Here is a 4,136-nt window from a genome sequence, read left to right as displayed (position 1 = left end):
AGACCTGGATCTGCACGGACGGCTGGTTGTCCTCGGCCGTGGTGAAGATCTCCGAACGCTTCGTCGGGATCGTGGTGTTGCGCTCGATCAGCTTGGTCATGATGCCGCCCTTGGTCTCGATACCGAGGGACAGCGGGGTGACGTCCAGCAGGAGGACGTCCTTGACCTCGCCCTTGAGGACACCGGCCTGGAGGCTGGCGCCCATGGCGACGACCTCGTCAGGGTTGACGCCCTTGTTGGCCTCCTTGCCGCCGGTCAGCTCCTTGACGAGCTCGGCGACGGCGGGCATACGGGTCGAGCCGCCGACCAGGACCACGTGGTCGATCTCGGACAGCGAGATGCCGGCGTCCTTGATGACGTTGTGGAACGGGGTCTTGCAGCGGTCGAGGAGGTCCGCGGTCAGCTGCTGGAACTGCGAGCGGGTGAGCTTCTCGTCCAGGTGCAGCGGGCCCTCGGCGGAGGCGGTGATGTAGGGCAGGTTGATCGTCGTCTCGCTGGACGACGACAGCTCGATCTTCGCCTTCTCCGCGGCCTCGCGCAGGCGCTGGAGCGCCATCTTGTCCTTGGAGAGGTCGACGCCGTGGCCGCCCGCGAACTGCTTGACCAGGTAGTCGACGATGCGCTGGTCCCAGTCGTCACCACCGAGGTGGTTGTCGCCGTTGGTGGCCTTCACCTCGACGACGCCGTCGCCGATCTCCAGCAGCGACACGTCGAAGGTGCCACCGCCGAGGTCGAAGACGAGAATGGTCTGGTCTTCCTTCTCCAGGCCGTAGGCCAGGGCGGCGGCGGTGGGCTCGTTGACGATGCGCAGGACGTTGAGGCCCGCGATCTCACCGGCCTCCTTGGTGGCCTGGCGCTCGGAGTCGTTGAAGTACGCCGGGACGGTGATGACCGCGTCGGTGACCTTCTCGCCGAGGTAGGACTCCGCGTCCCGCTTCAGCTTCTGCAGGATGAACGCGGAGATCTGCTGCGGGTTGAAGTCCTTCTCGTCGACGTTGATCTTCCAGTCGGTGCCCATGTGACGCTTGACCGACCGGATCGTCCGCTCGACGTTGGTCACCGCCTGGCGCTTGGCAACCTCACCGACCAGCACCTCGCCGTTCTTGGCGAAGGCGACGACGGACGGCGTGGTCCTGGCGCCCTCGGCGTTGGTGATGACGGTGGGCTCACCGCCTTCGAGAACACTGACGACGGAGTTAGTCGTGCCCAGGTCGATGCCGACCGCACGTGCCATTTCGATTCCTCCAGCTGACTTGAGTGGAACAGGCTCAAGGGTGCAGCACCGATCCCGACCTGTCAACAGACCTGAGTCGGGCGCGCTCAACTTTTATATCGCCCTTATCGTCACCGGCCCGTTCCGGAGGACGCCGCGAGGGGGCGGGCGGTTGCCCGCGCGACACAGATCACCGGCCGGGCGGCTACAAGGGGCCCGGAATACTGGGTAACCTCAGCCGCAGACCTGAAAAGTTACCGCTTAGTAGTTCCGCTCGGATCTCCGCCGTCCCGGCCGTCCGATCACGCGGAACCCCTTCGATTTCGCCCGCTCTCGCAGGTTGAGGAGCCACCCATGCAACTCGCCGCGATCATCGTGTCGCTGGTCCTAATCGCGGTCGGCGTCGCGCTGTTCGGCCGTGCCATCCTGCAGATCTACCGCCACATGCGGCTCGGTCAGCCGGTGCCCGCCGGCACCCGCACCGACGACCCCGTACGGCGGACCGTCACCGTGGTCAAGGAGTTCCTCGGCCACACCCGGATGAACCGCTGGGGCATCGTCGGCGCGGCGCACTGGTTCGTGGCGGTGGGCTTCTTCTCCCTGCTGCTGACGATCGTCAACGCCATCGGGCAGCTCTTCAAGGCCGACTGGATCCTGCCGGTCATCGGCGACTGGACGCCGTACAACGTCTTCGTCGAGTTCGTCGGCACGATGACGACGGTCGGCATCCTCGTCCTGATCGTCATCCGGCAGCTGTCCAAGCCCGGCAAGCCGGGCCGCAAGTCCCGCTTCGCCGGCTCCAACTTCGGCCAGGCGTACTTCGTCGAGGCCGTCATCCTCATCGTCGGCGTCTGCATCTTCATGCTGCACGCGCTGGAGGGCGCCCAGCACCACGTCGACGGCTACGAGGCGTCGTTCTTCATCTCGTACCCGGTCGTCGCGTGGCTGAAGAGCATGGACGTCTCGACGCTCCAGAACGTCACCTACTTCTTCGCCGGCCTGAAGATCGCGACCTCGTTCATCTGGATGATCACGGTCGCCCTGAAGACCGACATGGGCGTGGCCTGGCACCGCTTCCTGGCCTTCCCCAACATCTGGTTCAAGCGCGAGGCGGACGGCGACGTCGCGCTCGGCGCGCTGCAGCCGATGGTCTCGGCCGGCAAGCCGATCGACTTCGAGGACCCGGGCGAGGACGACCAGTTCGGCGTCTCCCAGATCGAGCACTTCTCGTGGAAGGGCCTGCTGGACTTCGCCACCTGCACCGAGTGCGGCCGCTGCCAGTCGCAGTGCCCCGCCTGGAACACCGGCAAGCCGCTCTCCCCGAAGCTGCTGATCATGTCGCTGCGCGACCACGCGCACGCCAAGGCGCCGTACCTGCTCGCCGGCGGCGGCAAGACGATGGAGGGCGAGGAGAAGGGCACCGAGGAGCAGCTGGCCGGTGTCCCCGCCGGCGCCCTGGCCGAGGCCGAGCGGCCGCTCATCGGCACCCTCGAAGAGAACGGCGTCATCGACCCCGACGTGCTGTGGTCCTGCACCACCTGCGGCGCCTGCGTCGAGCAGTGCCCGGTCGACATCGAGCACGTCGACCACATCGTCGACATGCGCCGCTACCAGGTCATGATCGAGTCCGCGTTCCCGTCCGAGGCGGGCACGATGCTCAAGAACCTGGAGAAGAAGGGCAACCCCTGGGGTCTGGCCAAGAAGCAGCGGCTGGCCTGGACCAAGGAGGTCGACTTCGAGGTCCCGGTCGTCGGCAAGGACATCGAGGACCTGACCGAGGTGGACTACCTCTACTGGGTCGGCTGTGCCGGCGCCCTGGAGGACCGCGCCAAGAAGACCACCAAGGCGTTCGCCGAGCTGCTGCACATCGCGGGCGTGAAGTTCGCGATCATGGGCGGCGACGAGGCGTGCACCGGTGACTCCGCCCGCCGCCTGGGCAACGAGTTCCTCTTCCAGCAGCTCGGCCAGCAGAACGTCGAGGCCCTCAACATGGCCTTCGGCGAGACCGGTGACGACGACGGCGACTCCGCCGCGGGCGACGGGTCCACCAAGAAGCCGAAGTCGTCGAAGAAGATCGTCGCCACCTGCCCGCACTGCCTGAACACCCTCGGCAACGAGTACCCGCAGCTCGGCGGCGACTACGAGGTCATCCACCACACCCAGCTGCTGCAGCACCTGGTCGACGAGGGCAAGCTCGTCCCCGTCACCCCCGTCGAGGGCATCATCACCTACCACGACCCGTGCTACCTGGGCCGCCACAACAAGATCTACACGCCGCCGCGCGAGATCATCGGCAAGGTCCCGGGCCTGCGCAACGAGGAGATGCACCGCCACAAGGAGCGCGGCTTCTGCTGCGGCGCCGGCGGCGCCCGGATGTGGATGGAGGAGCGGATCGGCAAGCGCATCAACAACGAGCGCGTCGACGAGGCCCTCTCCCTCAACCCCGACATCGTCTCCACCGCCTGCCCGTTCTGCCTGGTCATGCTGACCGACTCGGTCAACGGCAAGAAGAACGACGGCAAGGCCAAGGAGTCCATCCAGGTCGTGGACGTCGCCCAGCTGCTGCTGGACTCCGTCAGGACGCCGATGGATCCGCCGGCGGACGAGGAAGCGTCTGCGGATGCGCCGGAGCCGGCGCCGGCGAAGTAGTTCCGGCGTCCCGGACGCCGTCCGCTGCGCTTGGCCAGCCTCCCACGTTGTCGGCTTCCCCGCCGTGGGGGGCTTGCCGTTTGCGCCTGCGGCGCGGATCCGCTGCGCGGGGCTTGGTCACAAGTTGCCGGGTTCCCCGCCGTGTCGCCTGGCGGCGGGCGTTGTCCGCTGCGCGGGGCTGTTGGGTGCGGTGACGGGCCTGCGGGGGTGGTGTGCCGGACTGCTTCGCTTTACGTCCGGCACACCACCCCCTCCGGCCCGTCCCCTCCCGTTG

At 67.2% G+C, this 4,136-nt stretch carries 2 protein-coding genes; one reads left to right on the top strand and one right to left on the bottom strand.

Annotated elements, in window-relative coordinates:
* Window positions 1–1,234 (bottom strand): molecular chaperone DnaK (gene dnaK, locus B073_RS0138745; protein WP_018543426.1); only part of this gene is annotated, 1,234 nt, incomplete at its 3' end.
* A 333-nt stretch (window positions 1,235–1,567) separates the two neighbouring features.
* Between dnaK and B073_RS0138740 the strand changes: the two genes are divergently transcribed.
* On the top strand, window positions 1,568–3,862 hold the full coding sequence (locus B073_RS0138740; protein WP_018543425.1) for a (Fe-S)-binding protein: 2,295 nt from the start codon (window positions 1,568–1,570) through the stop codon (window positions 3,860–3,862).
* The last annotated feature ends 274 nt before the right edge of the window (window positions 3,863–4,136 follow it).

Source organism: Streptomyces sp. MspMP-M5, assembly GCF_000373585.1.
Lineage (GTDB): Bacteria > Actinomycetota > Actinomycetes > Streptomycetales > Streptomycetaceae > Streptomyces.
The sequence above is the reverse complement of the archived record's forward strand: the minus strand, read 5'-3'. Positions and strand labels throughout refer to the sequence as shown.

Excerpts from the sequence above, each read along its gene's own strand:
- B073_RS0138740 (WP_018543425.1), top strand. The coding sequence starts at position 1,568 with ATGCAACTCGCCGCGATCATCGTGTCGCTGGTCCTAATCGCGGTCGGC.